Source organism: Kibdelosporangium persicum (genome assembly GCF_013280595.1).
GTDB classification, from domain to species: Bacteria; Actinomycetota; Actinomycetes; order Mycobacteriales; family Pseudonocardiaceae; genus Kibdelosporangium; species Kibdelosporangium persicum.
Window position 1 is genome coordinate 1 of sequence record NZ_JAAATY010000078.1, and the last position, 4,044, is coordinate 4,044.

A 4,044-nucleotide genomic window follows, 5' to 3' on the forward strand; every position below is an offset into this window, starting at 1 on the left:
GCTTTCCTGTTCGCGGGTCAGGGTTCGCAGCGGTTGGGTATGGGTCGGGAGTTGTATGGGGTGTTTCCGGTGTTTGCTGGGGTGTTTGATGAGGTGTGTGGGGGGTTGGATGGGGTGCTGGGTGGGTCGGTGGCGGGTGTGGTGTTTGGTGTGGATGGTGGGGTGCTTGATCGGACGGTGTTTGCGCAGGCGTCGTTGTTTGCTTTTGAGGTTGCGTTGTTTCGGTTGTTGGAGTCGTGGGGTGTGCGTCCTGGTTGTGTGATGGGGCATTCGGTGGGTGAGGTGGTGGCGGCGCATGTGGCTGGTGTGTTGTCGCTTGCTGATGCGTGTGTGTTGGTGGCGGCGCGGGGGAGGTTGATGGAGGGGTTGCCGTCCGGCGGGGCGATGGCCGCCGTGCGCGCGTCGGAGGACGAGGTGCGGCCGCTGTTGTCCGGAAGGGTCGGTATCGCGGCGGTGAACGGCCCGGAGTCGGTCGTGGTGTCGGGCGCGGACGAGGACGTGACCAGGATCGAGACACAGCTCGCCGGACGCGGTCGCAGAACCCGGCGGATGCGGGTGTCGCACGCGTTCCATTCGCCCTTGATGGAGCCGATGATGGCGGATTTCGCCGCGGTCGCGGCCGGTCTCTCCTACGGTGAGCCGACGATCCCGGTGGTGTCCACCCTGACCGGCCGGCTCGCCGGCGACGAGCTGCGCTCACCGGACTACTGGGTACGCCATGTGCGTGCGGCGGTCCGGTTCGGCGAGGGCATGGAAACCCTGCTCACCGAAGGAGTCCGGACCTTCCTGGACCTCGGGCCGGACGGCGTGCTGACGGCGCTGGGCCGGGACTGCGTGCCCGGGGATCGCCCGGAGATCGAGCTGGTGGCGTCGGCGCGTGCCGGTCGCGGCGAGGAAACCGCCCTGGTGACAGCGCTGACCCGGTTGCACGTCCGTGGTGTGCCGGTGGACTGGGCGGCGTTCTTCTCGCGGTATTCGCCGCGGCGGGTGGACTTGCCGACGTACGCCTTCCAGCGCAAGCGTTTCTGGGCCGAAGCCGGTGCCTCCAGTGCGCGGCCGGAGGCTGATTCGTGGCGTTACCGTGTCCAATGGCGCCCCCGCACGCTCGCGGCAACGCCCCCGCCGGCAGGGAAATGGCTCGTGGTGGCGCCGGCTGACGGCGTCGGCGACGACCGGGCCGCTGCTGTGGTACGCGGGCTGGAACTGGCGGGAGCCGACGTCGAATCACTGGTCCTGGATCCGGCCGAGGGTGATCCGGCCGCGCGGCTGGCCGGTCGTGAACTGGACGGCGTGCTGAGCCTGCTCGCGCTGCGGGACGCGCCCCGTCCCGAAACGCCTGGCATGTCGCTTGCCGTATCGCAGACCTTGACGTTGATCCGGGCGTTGGGTGACGCGGGCGTGTCGGTGCCGCTCTGGGTGGCGACGGCAGGTGGCGTGGTCACCGGACAGCCCGGCGAAATCCTTGCTCCCGCGCAGGCCATGGTCTGGGGCATGGGCATTGTCGCGGCGTTGGAACACCCCGGGCGCTGGGGCGGGCTGGTCGACCTGCCGCAGGACGTGGACGACGCTTCCTGTGCCGCGCTGGCCGCCGTACTGGTCGATCCGGGTGGTGAGGATCAGGTGGCGATCCGGCAGGGAGGGGTCTACGCGAGGCGGCTGGTGCCCGCTCCGGCCCGTGGCGGGCCGGCCACAAGCCCATGGCGACCTCGGGGAACTGTTCTGGTGACCGGGGGTACGGGAGGAGTGGGCGCCGAAGTGGCACGGTGGCTGGCGGCCAACGGCGCGGAACACGTGGTTCTGGTCAGCCGTCGTGGTCCGGCGGCGCCCGGTGCCGCTGAGCTGGAATCCGGCTTGGCGGCACTGGGCGCACGGGTGACGGTGGCCGCGGGCGATGTCGCCGATCGCGATGACCTCGCGGCGTTGCTGGAACGCGTGGAAGCGGACGGGCCGCCCGTGCGGGCGGTGGTCCACGCCGCCGGGGTGGTCGAGATGTCGGCCCCGCTCGAAGAGTCCACTGTGGAGGACTTCGCCGGTGTCGTGGCGGCCAAGGTCGCGGGCGCGGTCCAGCTCGACGAGCTGCTCGCCGACCGGCCGTTGGACGCGTTCGTGCTGTTCTCCTCGGTGGCCGGAGTATGGGGTGGTGGCGGGCAGGCCGCGTACGCCGCGGGCAACGCGTTCCTGGACGCCTTCGCGCAGTGGCGGCGAATCCGCGGCCGGGTGGCCACTTCGATCGCCTGGGGCGCTTGGGCAGGCAGAGGAGCGACGGCCCACAGCGCCACCGAAGACTTCCTGGCACGGCGCGGGGTCCGCGGCATGCCGGCCGGATCCGCACTCTCGGCGCTGCAACGGGCGCTGGACGACGACGAGACGTTCATCGCGGTGGCGGACGTGGACTGGGAACGGTTCGCCGCGGGATTCACGTCCTCGCGCCGCAGTCGGTTGCTGGCGGAGTTGCCGACGGCGCCGCGGACCGGGGACCGGCCGGTGGCGGGTCCGTCAGCGGCTGTCCGCGAGCGACTGCTCGGCCTGCCGCCCGGGGACCGGGGACCGGCGGCGCTGGACCTGGTGCGCGAACGAGCCGCCGCGGTGCTGGGGCATGCCGGGCCGGACGTCGTCGAGCCGGACCGGGCGCTGCGCGACCTGGGATTCGATTCGCTGACAGTGGTGGAACTGCGCGACACGCTCGCCGCGGTGACCGGGCTCGGGCTGCCGTCGACGCTGGCCTTCGACTTCCCGACCGCCCGCGCGCTCGCCGAGCACATCGCGGGCGAGCTGACCGGTTACCCGGCGGATATGCCATCGGCGCCGCAAGCGGCCGTGCGGACCGATGAACCGGTGGCGATCGTGGGGATGGCGTGCCGATTCCCTGGCGGGATCGGGTCGCCGGAGGAGCTGTGGCGGCTGCTCGCCGACGAGGGTGAAGCGGTGTCCGGGCTGCCGTCGGACCGCGGCTGGGAGGTGTCCGGTTTCACGGGTGGTTTCCTTGCCGGCGCGGGGGATTTCGACGCCGGGTTCTTCGGTGTCTCGCCGCGGGAGGCACTGGCGATGGATCCGCAGCAGCGGCTGTTGCTGGAGACGTCGTGGGAGGTCTTCGAACGGGCGGGCATCGACCCGGTCTCGCGGCGGGGCACGGACACCGGCGTGTTCGTCGGCTGCGCCAACCAGGGTTACGCCTCGTCGGCCGAACTGCCGGACGACAGCGGCTACCGGACAACCGGTGGCGCCGGTTCGGTGGTGTCGGGCCGGGTCGCGTACGTGTTCGGTCTCGAGGGACCCGCGATCACCGTGGACACAGCGTGTTCGTCGTCGCTCGTGGCGCTGCACCTGGCGGCGCGTTCGTTGGCAGACGGTGAGTGCTCACTCGCCATCGCGGGCGGCGTCACCGTGATGTCGAACCCTGACGCCTTCACCGAGTTCGAGCGGCAGGGTGGGCTTGCTTCGGATGGGCGGTGCAAGGCGTTCGCGGCGGCTGCTGATGGTACGGCGTGGGGTGAGGGTGTTGGTGTGTTGTTGGTGGAGCGGTTGTCGGATGCTCGGCGTAATGGTCATCGTGTGTTGGCTGTGGTGCGTGGTTCGGCGGTGAATTCTGATGGTGCGTCGAATGGGTTGACTGCTCCGAGTGGGCGGGCTCAGCGGCGGGTGATTGGGCAGGCGCTGGCTGTGGCGGGTCTTGAGGCGTCTGATGTGGATGTTGTGGAGGCGCACGGGACGGGGACCCGGTTGGGTGATCCGATTGAGGCGCGTGCGTTGTTGGCGACGTACGGCCAGGGGCGGGAACGGCCGCTGTGGCTGGGGTCGGTGAAGTCGAACATCGGGCACACCCAGTCGGCTTCCGGGGTGGCCGGTGTGATCAAGATGGTGCTGGCGATGCGGCATGGTGTGGTGCCGCGGACGTTGCACGTGGACGAGCCGTCGCCGCACGTGGACTGGTCGGCCGGGTCTGTGCGGCTGCTCACCGAGGCGAAGGAATGGCCGCGCACCGGCCGGCCGCGGCGGGCGGGGGTGTCGTCGTTCGGGATCAGCGGCACGAACGCCCACGTGATC

General features: G+C 70.6%; 1 protein-coding gene. It reads left to right on the forward strand.

The features are described 5' to 3' along the window. Positions 1-4,044 (forward strand): type I polyketide synthase (locus GC106_RS46875; RefSeq protein ID WP_173142666.1); only part of this gene is annotated, 4,044 nt, incomplete at both ends.